The sequence below is a fragment of the Longibaculum muris genome (assembly GCF_004343035.1).
Lineage (GTDB): Bacteria > Bacillota_I > Bacilli_A > Erysipelotrichales > Coprobacillaceae > Longibaculum > Longibaculum muris.
The window spans coordinates 14,140-29,588 of sequence record NZ_SMCQ01000021.1 but is presented as its reverse complement, the minus strand read 5'-3'; the positions used below and the strand labels follow the sequence as shown (position 1 = coordinate 29,588).

Annotated in this window: 11 protein-coding genes and 1 other annotated feature; of the genes, 10 read left to right on the top strand and 1 reads right to left on the bottom strand. The window is 28.8% G+C overall.

Features of this window, described 5'->3' with window-relative positions; translation table 11 throughout:
• Window position 1 precedes the first annotated feature (1 nt).
• The 8 genes from EDD60_RS12280 to EDD60_RS12245 all read left to right on the top strand — a co-directional run bounded on the left by EDD60_RS12280 (window position 2) and on the right by EDD60_RS12245 (window position 11,173).
• Entirely contained in the window at window positions 2–685 is a 684-nt protein-coding gene (locus tag EDD60_RS12280; RefSeq protein ID WP_066447237.1) for an ABC transporter ATP-binding protein, read from the top strand.
• Window positions 682–3,123: an FtsX-like permease family protein gene (locus tag EDD60_RS12275; protein WP_066447162.1), complete on the top strand. Its 2,442-nt coding sequence runs from the start codon at window positions 682–684 to the stop codon at window positions 3,121–3,123. The genes EDD60_RS12280 and EDD60_RS12275 overlap by 4 nt, the downstream gene beginning before the upstream one ends.
• 180 nt (window positions 3,124–3,303) lie before the next feature.
• Window positions 3,304–3,519 (top strand): RNA-binding S4 domain-containing protein, encoded by a 216-nt coding sequence (locus tag EDD60_RS12270; protein WP_066447161.1) that lies wholly within the window; start codon window positions 3,304–3,306, stop codon window positions 3,517–3,519.
• Window positions 3,509–4,618 carry a DNA replication/repair protein RecF gene (gene recF / locus EDD60_RS12265; protein ID WP_066447157.1) on the top strand — a complete coding sequence of 370 codons (1,110 nt, stop codon included), beginning with the start codon at window positions 3,509–3,511 and terminating at the stop codon, window positions 4,616–4,618. Before EDD60_RS12270 ends, recF begins: the two co-directional genes overlap by 11 nt.
• Window positions 4,605–6,527, top strand: a complete 1,923-nt coding sequence (gyrB, locus tag EDD60_RS12260; protein ID WP_066447155.1) for a DNA topoisomerase (ATP-hydrolyzing) subunit B — start codon at window positions 4,605–4,607, stop codon at window positions 6,525–6,527. Before recF ends, gyrB begins: the two co-directional genes overlap by 14 nt.
• A gap of 15 nt (window positions 6,528–6,542) precedes the next feature.
• Entirely contained in the window at window positions 6,543–9,002 is a 2,460-nt protein-coding gene (gene gyrA / locus EDD60_RS12255) for a DNA gyrase subunit A (RefSeq protein WP_066447153.1), read from the top strand.
• Between the two features lie 125 nt (window positions 9,003–9,127).
• A complete protein-coding gene (locus EDD60_RS12250; RefSeq protein ID WP_066447150.1) occupies window positions 9,128–9,745 on the top strand; it encodes a DUF4230 domain-containing protein in 618 nt (205 codons plus the stop codon).
• 84 nt (window positions 9,746–9,829) lie between these two features.
• Window positions 9,830–11,173: a dicarboxylate/amino acid:cation symporter gene (locus EDD60_RS12245; RefSeq protein ID WP_066447131.1), complete on the top strand. Its 1,344-nt coding sequence runs from the start codon at window positions 9,830–9,832 to the stop codon at window positions 11,171–11,173.
• A 23-nt stretch (window positions 11,174–11,196) separates the two neighbouring features.
• On the opposite strand, the gene EDD60_RS12240 is transcribed toward EDD60_RS12245, so the two are convergent.
• Window positions 11,197–12,084: a PD-(D/E)XK nuclease family transposase gene (locus tag EDD60_RS12240; RefSeq protein ID WP_066447129.1), complete on the bottom strand. Its 888-nt coding sequence runs from the start codon at window positions 12,082–12,084 to the stop codon at window positions 11,197–11,199.
• Window positions 12,085–12,296: 212 nt separating this feature from the next.
• Window positions 12,297–12,487 (top strand) — a binding site (T-box leader).
• Between the two features lie 39 nt (window positions 12,488–12,526).
• Here EDD60_RS12240 and serS point away from each other — a divergent pair.
• Both serS and EDD60_RS12230 read left to right on the top strand, forming a co-directional pair.
• Entirely contained in the window at window positions 12,527–13,804 is a 1,278-nt protein-coding gene (gene serS / locus EDD60_RS12235) for a serine--tRNA ligase (protein WP_132226465.1), read from the top strand.
• A gap of 134 nt (window positions 13,805–13,938) precedes the next feature.
• Window positions 13,939–15,438 (top strand): amino acid adenylation domain-containing protein, encoded by a 1,500-nt coding sequence (locus EDD60_RS12230; protein ID WP_066447124.1) that lies wholly within the window; start codon window positions 13,939–13,941, stop codon window positions 15,436–15,438.
• Window positions 15,439–15,449: the final 11 nt, after the last annotated feature.

Here is a 15,449-nt window from a genome sequence, read left to right as displayed (position 1 = left end):
AATGAAAATACTAGAAGTTAAAAATTTAACCAAAATTTATGGAACTGGTGAAAATGAAGTCAAAGCTTTAGATCATGTTTCTTTTTCTGTAGAAAAAGGAGAATTTATTGCGATTGTTGGTTCATCTGGTTCAGGAAAAAGTACTTTATTACATTTAATAGGTGGTGTTGATAAACCAACCAGTGGTGAGGTGATTGTTAATGGAATCAATGTTTATCAACAAAATGAAGAACAGCTTGCGATTTTTAGAAGAAGAGAAGTGGGTTTAATTTATCAGTTTTATAATTTAATACCAGTCTTAACAGTTGAAGAAAATATGACTCTACCAGTCTTGTTAGATAATCAAAAAGTAAACTCAGTAAGATTAGAAGAATTACTAAAAATTTTAGATTTAACAAATAGAAAAAATCATTTACCTAAAGAGTTATCAGGAGGTCAACAACAACGTGTTTCTATTGGTCGGGCTTTAATGAATGCGCCATCACTTGTTTTAGCTGATGAACCTACAGGTAATCTTGATTCTAAAAATAGTAAAGAAATCATTGATTTATTAAAAATAACCCAACAAAAATACAAACAAACACTTATTATGATTACTCATGATGAAAGAATTGCTATGCAAGCTGATCGTGTGATTGTGATAGAAGATGGCCAAATCAAAAAAGATGAGGTTTTAAAAAAATGAAAATCATCAATCAATTAACTTTAAGATATTTAAAACAAAATAAAAAAAGGTCTATCTTAACAATTCTTTGTATCATGGTTTCAGTGATTATGGTGAGTTGTGTCGGTATTGCTTTTTATTCAGGTCAGCAATTTTATAAAGATTATATTGAAAGAACTGTAGGAGATTATCATTATCACTTTGTTACTGATAATCAAGAATTTTTAGATACTTTAGCAAAAGATTCCAAGATTGAAGAATATTATTTTTCAAGTACAATGCCTTATTATGGAGATAATCAACTTGAAAGCAACACTTTTTTTAATATGAAAAAAGGAGATTCTTTATATTTTGAAAAAGAAAATTATAAGAGTATATTAGAAAAAGGACGTTTACCTCAAAATACGAAAGAAGTTGCTATATCAAGTCGTTATTTAAAGGCTAATCAGCTTCAAAAAACAATTGGAGATACAATTTCTTTTTATAATGAATCTGATCAAACAACAGAGACTTTTAAAATAGTTGGAATTATTAAGGAATATAGTAGTAAAAATTATTATAAAAGCTCTTTTAGTGCATTATCATATATTGATTGTCGTCAATATTATACAGTTTATATAAGAGATAAAGATGTATCAAAAAATATTTTTGAACATAAAAAAGCATTAGAAACAAAGTTGGGTGAGCAATCAGGAATGTTTAATTCTTCTTATCTTGCTGTTCAAAATATCTTTGAAGATAATTCTCATTCACTTTTCTTAATATTTTATAATCTTATTGCAGTCATTGTTATTATTATAGTTTTTATATCTATTTTTATTATCTATCAAGCATTTAATTTATCAATCAACGATCGGATACAGTATTTGGGTATGTTATCAAGTGTTGGAGCAACTCCTAAACAAAAGAAGCGTTCTGTTTATTTTGAGGGTTTTGTTTTATCGTTAATTGCAATACCATTAGGTCTTATCGTGAGTTTTGTTGGATTAGGTATTACATTTTTCTTTATCAATCATTTAGAAATGATAAAATCTTTAAATATTCAAATTCATCCACAAATATCATTATCATATCTTTTGATTGTCTTTATTATTTCATTACTCACAATTTTTATTTCTTTATATTTACCAGCTAGAAAAATTTCTAAAATATCAGTCATTGATGCTTTAAAGAAAAATGATGAAATCAAAGTCAAATTTCATAAATTAAAAACAGGGTTCTTATCTCATCGGTTCTTTAATATTTATGGTCAAATGGCCATTAAGAATTATAAACGCCAAGGAAGACGTTCACGTGTGATTGTTTTATCATTAATCATTTCTATGACTGCTTTTATAGGAATGTATAGTTTTGGAAAAAATATGTTAACTGAAATGAATAGAAATAATGAGTTTGTTCATTATGATATTGAATCTAATTTTGCTTATAAAAAAGATTACTATAATAACTTAAATCAATTTCTTAAACAAAATGATAAAGTCGATAATTATTATTTTATGTCAAATTTAACAGCTTATGTAAATATTGATCCAAGTTATTTAGATATACCAGTATCATCAAGTCAAGATTTTCAAATAACGCTTGTTGGATTAAGTGAAAATAAACGAAAAGAACTCTTTGAAGAAAATGATTTAAAATACAATCAAAATCAAGTCTTGGTTTATAATGGAACCTATATCAATGAAGAAGGAAAAGAATATTCTCAGCGTTTTCATAAAATTGATAATCAATTGATGAAAGAAATTTATATTGGTGATATAGAATATGATGAAAATGGTGAAGAAAGAATAAATCATAAAGTGAAATTGAAAAATTTTGAATCTTTGGAATTTATAAAGAAAAATGATTTTTTAAAATATTTAAATATAAATGAAGAAATGGAAATTTTCTTTATTGTTCCAATGGATTATATTCAACAAATTGATTTGAAATATACTTCAATTCCAATGGAATGTCATATCTTTTCAACCCAACATCAAGAATTAACAAAAGAATTAGAAAACTTAAATTATAGTGCATATGATTACGCTCAATCTGTATCGGAAAATAGACAGATATTCATTATTATTCAGATTTTTGTATATGGATTTGTATGTATTATGATTGTATTTGCAATGTTAAATATTATTAATATGATGAGTGCCAGTATTGATAAAAGAAAAAGAGAACTTGGTATGTTGCTTAGTGTTGGAATGAGTCCTAAAGATATTAGTAAGATGTTATTTTATGAAAGTTTTATTTATGGATTGAAAACATTGCTTTATGGCATTCCTATTTGTATAGGAATTGAATGGATATTTTATAAACAAATGTCAAGTGATACAGTTTTTGTTCCGTCATTTATGGCTTATGTGATTGCTTTTGTTGTGATTATGATTGTAATGTTTATAACATTTAGAGTTGGATTAATGAAATTTAGAAAACAAAATATTATTGAAACATTGAAAGAGGATATGTAGGTCGAAAATGACCTACTTTTCTTTTTTTCGTCCTCATTTTCGTTTTAAGAGACTTTTAGATAAAAATGTGATTTATGTCTTTTTTAATAAATATTGAATATAAGCCATAAAACCTACCATTTTTGATGTTTTTATGCTATAATAGGAACAGTATTGGAAAGAATCGGGTGACGTGTTTTTATGAAAGAAATTGGAATTAATACAGAATATATTACACTAGGAAAATTTTTAAAATATGTGAATGCTGTAGATTCAGGAGCAGTAGCTAAAATGGTTATTTTAGATGGACTTGTTCTTGTTAATGGTGAAGTTGATACCAGAAGGGGTAAGAAGTTACGTGAGGGTGATGTTGTCTCTTTTGAAGGTATTGATTATGTTATAAAGTATGAAGATTAATTCTATTGAATTAAAGAATTTTAGAAATTATCAGGATTGTTCTGTAGAATTTGATCCTTTTATTAATATTTTTATTGGTAAGAATGCACAAGGTAAAACCAACTTATTAGAAGCTATTTATATATTATCGATGTCTAAGAGTTTTAAGACAAAGATTGTTGATGAATTGATTTATTTTGATGAAGATTTTGCTAAGATTCATGGTGATATTATGACTCATGAGAAGCAGATGAGTCTTGAAATTGTTTTGTCAAAGTTAGGAAAGAAAGCTTTTATTAATCATAATGAAATTAAAAAAACGAGTGATTATGTTGGGTATTTAAATGTTGTTTTGTTTATTCCTGAAGATTTGATGTTAATTAAAGGAAGTCCTCGATTGAGAAGAAAACTCATAGATATGGAAATTTCTAAGATTTCGCCTGTATATATGTATAATCTTAATAAATATAATAAGCTTTTAAAAGAAAGAAATAAGTATTTAAAGATGTTACATGATAGTCATAAGGATGCTGATACTTATTTAGAAGTTTTATCTGAACAGATGGCTTTATTACAGGTTGATTTATTAAAGAAAAGAATTGAGTTTGTTGATTTATTGAATGAGATTTCAACGAAGATGTATGATTATATAGCTTTACATCAAGAGAAGTTATCTTTGAAATATAAGAGTCATTATCAAGAATTAACATATGAATGTATTTTAGATAAATATCAAAAGAGTTATAAAAAGGATATTTTGTTAGGTCAGACAAATCATGGGATTCATAAAGATGATTTGTTGATGTATTTGGATGAAATGGATGCATCTATTTATGCATCACAGGGGCAACAAAGATCGATAGTTTTGGCAATGAAGATAGGTTTATTAGAATTGATTAAAAAGGAAATTGGGGAGTATCCTATTTTATTGTTGGATGATGTTTTAAGTGAATTGGATGATGTTAGAAAAACAAAGTTATTGAATTTAATTCAAGGTAAAGTACAGACGTTTTTAACCTCTACATCAGTAGGTGGTATTCATCATCAAGTTATAGATATGGCTAAGAAGATAGAAATTGAAAATGGTCAGTTGAAAGGAGAAGAAAATGGAAGAAAATAAAGTAGAACACAGTTATGATGAGTCCGATATTCAGGTACTAGAGGGATTGGAAGCTGTTAGAAAAAGACCTGGTATGTATATTGGAACAACTTCTTCTAGAGGATTACATCATCTTGTTTGGGAAATTGTAGACAACTCTATTGATGAAGCTTTAGCAGGTTTCTGTAATGAAATTAGAGTTATTCTTGAAAAAGATGATATTGTCAAGGTTGTTGATAATGGGCGTGGTATGCCAACTGGTAAACATGCAAAGACAGGAAAGAGTACAGTTGAAACAATTTTAACTGTTTTACATGCTGGTGGTAAATTTGGCGGTGGAGGCTATAAGGTCTCTGGTGGGCTTCATGGAGTTGGTGCCAGTGTTGTTAATGCTTTGAGTGAATGGCTAGAAGTGCATGTTCATAGAGATGGACATATTTATTATCAACGTTTTGAAAATGGTGGTAATCCTGTTAGTGATTTGAAAATCATTGGTGATTGTGATGATACTGGTACAACTGTCACTTTCAAGGCTGATCCACTTATCTTTAATGAAACAACTGTTTATGATTATGAAACATTGAATCAAAGAATTAGAGAATTAGCGTTTTTAAATAAAGGTTTAAAATTGATTTTAGAAGATCATCGTATTGAACCTCATAAGAAAAATGAATATCACTATGAAGGTGGTATTAAGGAATATGTTGCTTATTTAAATAGAAATAAAACAGCAATTCATGAAGAAATTATTTATGTAGAAGATGAAGTTGATGATATTAAAGTTGAAGTTGGTATGCAATATAACGATGGATATCAACCTAATATCTATTCTTTCTGTAATAACATCAATACACATGAAGGTGGAACACATGAAGAAGGTTTCCGTTTAGCTTTAACAAGAGTTATTAATAACTATGCTAAGAATAATAATTTCTTGAAAAAAGATGATGAGTCTTTAAGTGGTGATGATTGTCGTGAAGGGTTAACTGCTATTATTTCGGTTAAACATCCTGATCCTCAATATGAAGGACAAACAAAGACAAAGTTAGGAAACTCTGAAGTTAGAAAAATTGCAAGTAGTATTATTTCTGAAGCTTTAGATAAGTTTTTATTAGAAAATCCTGATACTGCTGCAACAATTATGAATAAAGCTATAGTCGCAAGCCGTGCTCGGATGGCTGCTAAACGTGCAAGAGAAATGACACGTCGTAAGACAGCTCTTGATAGTATTGCGTTACCTGGAAAATTAGCCGATTGTTCATCAAAGGATCCAAGTGAATGTGAAGTTTTCATAGTCGAAGGGGATTCTGCCGGGGGTAGTGCTAAGATGGGGAGAGATAGAAGAACACAAGCTATCTTGCCATTAAGAGGTAAAATTTTAAATGTTGAAAAAGCAAGATTGGATAGAATTTTAGGAAATGCTGAAATTCGTTCTATGATTACAGCTTTTGGTACAGGAATTGGTGATGAATTTGATATTAGTAAATTAAGATATCATAAGATTGTTATTATGACCGATGCCGATGTTGATGGTGGGCATATTCGTATCTTAATGTTAACTTTCTTATATCGTTTCTTAAAACCATTAATTGAAGAAGGTTTTGTTTATGCTGCTCAACCTCCACTTTATTTATTAAGACATGGTAAAGAGGATCATTATTTGTATTCAGATTATGAATTAGAAAAAATGAAACAAGAATTAGGACCTACTGCAAAGTATTCAATTCAACGTTATAAAGGGCTTGGAGAAATGAATGCCGAACAATTATGGGATACAACTATGAATCCTGATAATCGTGTATTATGGCAAATTGATTTAGATGATGCTATGCAAGCTGATGCAATGTTTGATATGTTGATGGGTGAAAAAGTAGAACCTAGACGTGAATTTATACAAGAAAATGCTCAAGAAGCAGAACTTGATTTATAGTGAAGGAGAGAGATAATGGAAGAACGTGGAATTAAAAAAAGACCGTTAACGGCGGAGATGAAACAATCATTCATTAACTATGCTATGTCAGTTATTGTTCAAAGAGCATTGCCTGATGTTAGAGATGGTTTAAAACCAGTACAAAGAAGAATTGTACATGGGATGAATGAATTAGGATGTTATAGTGATAAACCTTATAAGAAATCTGCTCGTATTGTTGGGGAAGTTATGGGGAAATACCATCCTCATGGTGACTCATCAATTTATGAAGCATTAGTTCGTATGGCTCAAGATTTCTCATATCGTTATATGATTGTTGATGGACATGGAAACTTTGGTTCTATTGATGGTGATGGAGCTGCCGCACAACGTTATACTGAAGCGAGAATGTCTAAGATATCTATGGAATTAGTCAGAGATATCAATAAAGATACGGTTAACTTTGTTCCTAACTATGATGGCGAAGAAAGTGAACCAGAAGTTTTACCAGCAAGATTTCCTAACTTATTGGTTAATGGAACAACTGGTATTGCCGTAGGGATGGCAACAAATATTCCTCCACATAATTTAGGAGAAGTTGTTGATGCTATTCTTGCAGTTTCACATAATCCTGATATTACGATTCTTGAATTGATGGAAAATTATATTCAAGGTCCTGATTTTCCTACAGGTGCTTATATTTTAGGAAAATCAGCTATTAAAAAGGCTTATGAAACAGGTAATGGCTTAATTATCATGCGTGCAAAGACGGATATTATTGATATTCAAAGTGGTAAAAAGGCTATTGTTGTTACTGAAATTCCTTATATGGTTAATAAAGCTAGATTGATTGAAAAGATGGCTGAACATGTTAAGGAAAAACGTATTGAAGGTATTACTGAAATTCGTGATGAATCTAACCGTGAAGGTATTCGTATTGTTATTGAACTTCGTAAAGATGTTCAACCTGAAGTTATTTTAAATCAATTATTTAAATTAACTGCTTTACAGACAACTTTTGGAGTTAATTCAATTGCTTTGGTTAATAATGAACCACAAACATTGAATTTAAAACAAATGATTACATATTATTTAGATCATCAAGAAGAAGTTATTAAAAGAAGAACAGCTTTTGATTTAAAGAAAGCAGAAGATCGTGCACATATTTTAGATGGTTTAAAAAGAGCTTTGGATCAAATTGATGCTATTATTGATTTAATTCGTACATCAAGAACAACTGAAATCATTCAAAATAGATTGATGGAAGAATTTGATATGTCAGAAAGACAAGCTAAGGCTATTCGTGAAATGCAGCTTCAAAGATTGGCTGGTTTGGAAAGAGAAAAGATTGAAAATGAATTAAATGATTTATTAGAATTGATTGCTGATTTAAAGGATATTCTTGCAAATAGAGAAAGAATACTTGAAATTATTGAAACTGAATTATTACAAATCAAAGAGAAATTTGCTGATAAGCGTAGAACTGAAATTATTCAGGGAACATTTGATTTAGAGGATGAAGATTTAATTCCTGTTGAAGATGTTATTATCTCACTTACAACAAATGGTTATATTAAACGTACTCCAGTTGATACTTATAAGACTCAAAATAGAGGTGGTAGAGGTATTAAGGGTATGAGTACAAATGAAGATGATATTGTTGATTCTTTAATTAATATGAGTACTCATGATGATTTATTGTTCTTTACTAATTTTGGTAAGGTTTATCGTATTAAAGGATATAATGTTCCAGAGTTTGGTAGAACTGCAAAGGGATTACCAGTTGTTAATTTATTAAATCTTGAAAAAGATGAATATGTAAAATCAATGATTTCTATTGATAGAAATCATATTGATGAAGAAAAAGAATTATATTTATTCTTTGTTACATTAAATGGTTTAGTAAAGAAAACATCTTTAGAAGAATTTAAAAATATTCGACAATCTGGTAAGATTGCTATTACATTAAAAGATGAAGATCAATTAGTTGCTGTTAAATTAACAACAAATGATGAAGAAATTCTTATTGCTGCATCTAATGGTAAATTAATTAGATTTAAGGAAAATGATGTAAGACCAATGGGTAGAACAGCATCAGGTGTAAAAGGTATTAATGTAGATGGTGGTCATGTTGTAGGTATGACAACAAATGGTGAAGGTCAATATATCATGGCGATTAGTGAAAATGGTTATGGTAAGATGTCACCTATTGATGATTATCGTGAATCTCATCGTGGTGGGAAAGGTGTTAAGACTATTAATACAACTCTTAAAACAGGACAACTTGTTGCTTTAAGAGCGGTTAATGGTGATGAAGATCTTCTCATTATTACAAGTGAAGGTATTGTGATTAGATTACCTATGGAACAAGTTAAGATGGCTGGTAGAAATACTCAAGGTGTTCGTTTGATTAAGGTTTCAGAAGGTTCTACTGTATCAAGTGTAGAAGTTGTTGAAAAATCAAATGATGATGAGGAAGAAACAACTGAAGAATAGAAAGGGATTCCTAGTGAATCCTTTTTCTATATGTAAAGATTAATTAATATTTTTTTGTATAAGGGAAAACATAAATTGACAAATTTAGCAATCTTTCATACAATTAATCTAAAGTAGGTGAGAATATGGCAAAAGAGAAAAAGATTTATTTAAATCAAACTGTTAAAAACATTATAATTATTGTTATTATTGCAGTTGTATTTTTTCTAGTAGGTAAATTATGGCCAAGTGGTGAAGAACCAACCCAAATGACAAGTGATTTATTATCACAACAAATCCAAGATATTAGTGAATTAGCAACTGTTGAGTATAATTATACAAACATGGGTAAATTTGAAAATCAAGCAACTTTTTATGGTTGGAAAGTTCCTTTTACAACAAAAAGTTTTATTATTTCTTATGATGGTAAGATTAAAGCTGGAGTTGATATGACTCAAGTTGAAGTTAGTGTTAGTAAAAAGAAGATTAAAGTAACAGTACCTAAAGCTAAAATCTTATCTCATGAAATTGATGAAAAGAGTATTGAAGTATTTGATGAAACAAAAAATATATTTAATCAAATTAGTATTACTGATTATAATCAATTTGCAATTGATCAAAAAGATAAGATGGAAAAAAGTGTAAAAGAAAAAGGATTATTAGAAGAAGCACAGAAAAAAGTAGAATCTACTATAAAAACTTTTATTAAATCTTTAAATAAATCATCAATTGATTATGAAATTACTATAAATGTGGCAGAATAGATATATATTCTGCTTTTTTTCTTGAAATATTTGTTGAATATAGTATAATATTAGCAATTTGGGTAAATTTTTAGGAGGTTATATATGAAATCAAGTCAAAATGGAAAAAAGCTTGCTATTAAGATGGTTATTGCGCTTGTTTGTGGTTTAATTACTGGTTTTGGTTGTATTGCCTTAAGAGAACATTTGTTGTCAAGTGGTCAAACTGAATTATGGACAACAATTAATAATGTCTTTTTCCAAGATATTACTGCTGAAGGAGCAACAAGTGCTATTGGTATTTTCTATATTGTTGGTCAATTATTTGTTAATGCTTTACAATTGATTATTGTTCCAATGGTTTTTGTTTCAATTGTTTTAGCTATTTGTGTTGTTACAGATACAAAGAAGTTAGGAAGAATTTCTTCTAAAACTATTCTAACTTTCTTTATTACAACTGTCTGTGCTTTGATTTTTGCTGGAGTTATTGGTTCTGTTGTTTACCATATGGGAGCATTTAATGCTGTGGATGCTACAAATATTGCAATTAAAGAAGGAACAGTTGGAACAAATCCTTTAAGTATTGTTATGTCAATTGTACCAAATAACTTTGTTTCTGCTTTAACAAACAATGGTGGTGTATTGGCTATTGTATTCTTAGCTGTATCAGTTGGTTTAGCGATGAATCAATTAAAAGAAAAAACAAAGACAGTGAAAAAATTATTTATTGAATTAAGTGATATTATTTCTGTATGTTTATCATTTGTTATTAATAAATTTGCTCCAATTGCTATCTTTTGTTTATTAACAAGAACTTTTGCAGCTTATGGAATTGATTATTTAATGCCTGCATTAGCTTATGTTATAACTGTTGTCATTGCTTTATTTGCTTATCTATTTATTGCTTATCCTTTATATTTAATGATTATGGCTAAATTAAATCCTAAGCCATTCATGAAGAAAATGGCAAAAGTTGCTTTATTTGGTTTCTCAACTTCTTCTAGTGCTGCTACACTTCCTTTAAATAAACAAACGACTGTTGAAGAATTAGGTGTAAGTGATCAAATTGCTTCATTTACTTTACCATTAGGAATGACAATTAATATGGATGGTACAGCTATAATGCAAGTTATTGCTGCTATATTTGTAGCTGCAAGTTCTGGATATGATGTTACATTTACATCTATGGCAGTTATAGCTGTGTTAGCTTTGATTGCTTCTATTGGAACACCTGCTGCTCCAGGAGCTGGTGCCGTTATCTTGTTTACTATTTTAACAGGAATGGGATATACAAATGATGCTGCATTGTTATCTTATTCATTAATCTTAGCAATCAACCGTCCAATTGAAATGTTATTAACTTCATTGAATGTTGTTGGTGATGCTTCTACTTCAGTTATTGTTGCTAAAAAAGAAAATATGTTAGATGAAAAAGTTTATCATAGTTAAAAAATTCTCAATATTGAGAATTTTTATTTTAGAATTTCTTTTTTTAATTCTTGATATGTATAACTTTGTGTAACAATTGTAATAACTTTATCGAGTTGTTCTAGAGTACAATTATCTAACCATTCAAAATCATCAATATGATAGATATTAGAAATAAGGGTCTTTGCATTTTCTAATTTTGCTTTTTTAATTCCTTCATTAATGCCTTCATTTTTTGCATCATGTATTGCAGTGTTAAAGACTCTTTGATCTCGTTCATATTGATAATATGCTAATAACTGATCAGAGTTTAAATAATCTTCATAAAGTTTTACAACTTTTTTATTTAAAGGAGTTAATTGTTCTTTTTTGTGATTTTCTTCATTTTCAAAGAGATAAATAAATTGTTCAAATTGCTTTTTAAAACCTACTTCCATATTCAACTCCTCCATTCTTTGTGTTTGAATAATTTCAATACAGATTGGACCTTCATCAATTTTAATACAATAATCACTATCCATAAATTCCAAATGATGTGTGAAATGTTCAAAATTTTTAATAGGTGTTCCCGTATAAATAACTAAGCATTTAACACTACTTACATTATAATCTCCTCCTCTTTTTATTTCTCTTTCCAATAGCTTAGCGGCGTAACTAATAAATCGAATGAGAACATTCCTTGTTATTGTTTGATTTTGCATTTCTACATTATACAAATGTCCTAATTGATCAGTAAAAACGACATCTAATATCATTTTCTTTAATTTCTGATTAATAGGATATTCTTCAGAATTTTCTATATGAGTATACTCAATAGGATAGTCAGATAGATGTTGGGCAATAAGGGTACGAACATCATTACAATTTTGTAAAAGATAGTGAAAAAAGTAATCTGAGCAAAATGATATAATTGATGTATTTTCTTTATTCATAAATTTTTTCCTTTCTAGTAAAAGTAGCCCCTCTACTATATATATACAAAGAAAAAATCTATTTTTCTTTTTTTTAGAAGAAATTTATGAAATATTTTCATATATATTATATACTGATTATATAAAATTTACAATAAGCAAACATTTAACAAAATCAAATGAATAATAAAAAAGATGTTTGAACTTAGATAGTGTTGTGGTATAATCATTGTGTTAAATCGATGCGTTGACTAAGTAAATATGAAATCATCAAAGAGAGCTGATGGATGGTGTAAATCAGCATGATGACATATTGAAATCTACCAACAAGAGAAGCTAATCACTTCCGGATGATCCGTTATCTCATATAAAGATATCAGATAGATATGAAATAGGGTGGCACCACGATATATTCGTCCCTTGTAATGGTGTTTTTATTTTATCAAGAAAAGGAGAATGAAAGATGATTGATATTGCAAAATTAAGAGAAAATCCTGAAGCAGTGAAAGAAAACATGAAAAAGAAGTTCCAACATGATCGTTTACATTTAGTTGATGAAGCTGCACAATTAGATAAGCTTTATCGTGAAACACTAACAAAAGCAAGTGAACTTCGTGCTATGCGTAATAAATTATCAAAAGAAATTGGACAATTTATGCGTGAAGGAAAAAAAGAATTAGCTGAAGCTAATAAGAAAAAAGTCAGTGAAATGGCTGAAACTTTAAAACAATTAGAAGAAAAAGAAGCTGAACTTGGATCTAAATTAAAAGAAGTTATGATGAAAATTCCTAACTTTATTGATCCTTCTGTTCCAGTTGGTAAAGATGATAGTGAAAATGTAGAAATTCAAAAATATGGCGAACCAGTTGTACCTGATTATGAAATTCCTTATCATGCTGATATTATTGCTAAGTTTAATGGATTAGATAAGGATGCAAGTGGTAGAACAAGTGGTAATGGATTCTATTATTTAATGGGAGATATTGCTCGTTTATCTTCAGCTATGATTTCTTATGCTAGAGATTTTATGATTGATAAAGGATTTACTTATTGTATCCCACCATTTATGATTAGAAGTGATGTTGTGACTGGTGTTATGTCTTTTGAAGAAATGGATGCAATGATGTATAAAATTGAAGGAGAAGATTTATATTTAATCGGTACTAGTGAACATAGTATGATTGGTAAATTTAAAGATCAAATTGTTAAAGAAGAAGATTTACCTATTACAATGACTTCTTATTCTCCATGTTTTAGAAAAGAAGTTGGAGCTCATGGTATTGAAGAACGTGGTATTTATCGTGTTCATCAATTTGAAAAACAAGAAATGGTTGTTTTATGTAAACCTGAAAATGCTATGGAATGGTATGATAAGATGTGGTCATATACAGTAGAATTATTTAGAAGCCTAGATATTCCAGTGAGAACACTTGAATGTTGTAGTGGTGATTTAGCTGATTTAAAAGAAAAATCTTGTGATGTTGAAGCATGGTCTCCTCGTCAACAAAAATATTTTGAAGTTGGATCATGTTCTACTTTAGGAGATGCTCAAGCAAGACGTTTAGGTATTCGTACAAAAGGTGAACAAGGAACATATTATGTAGCTACACTTAATAATACAGTACTTGCTAGTACCAGAGCATTAATAGCATTCATTGAAAATAATTATAATGAAGATGGAACAATTAGTATTCCTGAAGTTTTACGTCCATATATGGGTGGAAAAGATAAAATTTCTTAAAATGAGTCGAAAGACTCATTTTTTTTCTTTAAAAAATCTTTCGTTTTATATACACAAAAATTACACATATTTTTCATAGGTTATCCATAATAATTTGTTAAAATGTGTAAGAAAAAGAAGGAAGGGGATATTTTATGAAGAATATTCTTGAATATTTAGAAAAATCAGCACAACAATATTTTACAAAAGTTGCATTTACTGATGAAAATCATGAAATGACTTATGGAAGTTGTGTAGAATGTTCTAAAAAGATAGGAACAGCATTGTTAGAATTAAAAGCAAAGCGAAAACCTATAGCAGTTTTAATGGATAAAAACGTAGAAAGTTTAACTGGATTCTTTGGGGTTGTTTATAGTGGAAATTTTTACGTTGTTATTGATTGTTATATGCCAAAAGATAGAATTGAAAAAATATTTGAAACTTTGGAACCAATTGCTTTAATTTCTGATTATGCACATCAAGAATTAGCATTAAGTTTACATCATAAAGTCTATTTTTACGAAGATTTAATGACTACTAAAATTAATCAAGTTGCATTAGATCAAGTTAGAAATCAAATGATAGATACAGATCCACTCTATGCTTTATTTACATCTGGTTCAACAGGTGTACCTAAAGGCGCAGTTGTTTCTCATCGCAATGTTATAAATTATGCTTCATGGTATAAAGACACATTTGATATTAATGAAGAAACTCAATTTGGAAGTCAAACACCATTTTATTTTAGTATGTCAGTTTCTGATGTCTTTAGCACTATTATCTCTGGAGCAACACTTCATATTTTGCCGAAAAAGTTATTTTCATTTCCTATTAAATTAATAGAATATATGAATGAAAAGAAAGTAAATACCATTTATTGGGTTCCATCTGCTTTATGTATCATTGCTAATCTTAAAGTATTAGATTATTTAGCATTAGAGTATGTGAATAAAGTCTTATTTGCTGGAGAAGTTATGCCAACAAAACAATTAAATTACTGGATAAAGAAAATTCCTGATGCCATGTATGCTAATTTATTTGGACCAACAGAAACAACTGATATTTGTACTTATTATATCGTTGATAGAGAATTTAAAGATGATGAAGTTTTACCAATAGGTAAAGCTTGTAATAATTGTGATGTCTTTTTATTAGATGAAAATAATCAAGAAGTGACTGATCATAGTGAAGGAGAGCTTTGCGTCCGAGGTTCATTTTTAGCTTTAGGTTATTATAATAATGAGGAAAAGACGAAAGAAGCATTTATGCAAAATCCTTTGAATCAGGCATATCCTGAAATTATATATCGAACTGGAGATTTAGTGAAATATAATGAATTTGATGAATTGATTTATATAACACGTAAAGATTTTCAAATTAAACATATGGGATATCGTATTGAATTAGGAGAAATAGAGGCAGCTGTTAATGCATTAGAAAAAATTCAAGCTTGTGCTGTTATTTTTGATGAAGGAAAAGATAAGATTGTTTTGATTTATACTGGTAAGATGAATGACCAAGAGATAATGGAAGGAATTAAGAATAAAATTCCAAGCTATATGTATCCTAATGTTATTATTAAAAAGAAAATCATGCCATATAATCAAAATGGAAAAATTGATAGAAAATGGTTAAAGAACCATTATGAAGATTAAGGAGGAAATAA

Coding starts and splice junctions, on each gene's coding strand:
- gyrA (WP_066447153.1), top strand. CDS start 6,543: ATGGAAGAACGTGGAATTAAAAAAAGACCGTTAACGGCGGAGATGAAA.
- EDD60_RS12240 (WP_066447129.1), bottom strand. CDS start 12,084: ATGAATAAAGAAAATACATCAATTATATCATTTTGCTCAGATTACTTT.
- serS (WP_132226465.1), top strand. CDS start 12,527: ATGATTGATATTGCAAAATTAAGAGAAAATCCTGAAGCAGTGAAAGAA.
- EDD60_RS12230 (WP_066447124.1), top strand. CDS start 13,939: ATGAAGAATATTCTTGAATATTTAGAAAAATCAGCACAACAATATTTT.
- gyrB (WP_066447155.1), top strand. CDS start 4,605: ATGGAAGAAAATAAAGTAGAACACAGTTATGATGAGTCCGATATTCAG.
- EDD60_RS12245 (WP_066447131.1), top strand. CDS start 9,830: ATGAAATCAAGTCAAAATGGAAAAAAGCTTGCTATTAAGATGGTTATT.
- recF (WP_066447157.1), top strand. CDS start 3,509: ATGAAGATTAATTCTATTGAATTAAAGAATTTTAGAAATTATCAGGAT.
- EDD60_RS12280 (WP_066447237.1), top strand. CDS start 2: ATGAAAATACTAGAAGTTAAAAATTTAACCAAAATTTATGGAACTGGT.
- EDD60_RS12275 (WP_066447162.1), top strand. CDS start 682: ATGAAAATCATCAATCAATTAACTTTAAGATATTTAAAACAAAATAAA.
- EDD60_RS12270 (WP_066447161.1), top strand. CDS start 3,304: ATGAAAGAAATTGGAATTAATACAGAATATATTACACTAGGAAAATTT.
- EDD60_RS12250 (WP_066447150.1), top strand. CDS start 9,128: ATGGCAAAAGAGAAAAAGATTTATTTAAATCAAACTGTTAAAAACATT.